The organism is Nocardia sp. No.11 (assembly GCF_038752175.1).
GTDB classification, from domain to species: domain Bacteria; phylum Actinomycetota; class Actinomycetes; order Mycobacteriales; family Mycobacteriaceae; genus Nocardia; species Nocardia canadensis.
Genome location: NZ_JBCGFB010000289.1, coordinates 1 through 399, shown reverse-complemented (window position 1 = coordinate 399; position 399 = coordinate 1). Strand labels below are relative to the sequence as shown.

Annotated in this window: 1 protein-coding gene; it reads right to left on the bottom strand. The window is 62.2% G+C overall.

Annotation, left to right across the window (positions count from 1 at the left end; all coding sequences use genetic code 11):
• The coding region (locus V8688_RS32090) for a DDE-type integrase/transposase/recombinase (RefSeq protein WP_342802391.1) at positions 1-399 on the bottom strand (399 nt) is incomplete at both ends.

Below are 399 nucleotides of genomic sequence, written 5' to 3'. Positions count from 1 at the left end.
TTCTCCCATGGGCTGCCGGGCGTGATGTAGAGCGTCTTCACGCCGATCTTCGCCAGCCATTGCTGCACGGCATTGGCAATAAATTCCGGGCCGTTGTCTGACCGTATGTGCGCTGGCGGACCACGTGTGACGAACAACTCGGCGAGAGCTGCCAGGACGTCCTCACTTCGCAACCGCCGCGCCACCGGCAGAGCGAGGCACTCCCGGCTGGCCTCGTCGATGATCGACAGGATGCGGAACTTGCGGCCATCGTGCGTGCGGCCCTCGACGAAGTCATAAGACCACACATGACCCGGATATTCCGGCCGTAGGCGGATACATGATCCGTCATTGAGCCAGAGCCTTCCACGCTTCGGTTGCTTCTGCGGCACCTTGAGCCCTTCACGGCGCCAGATGCGT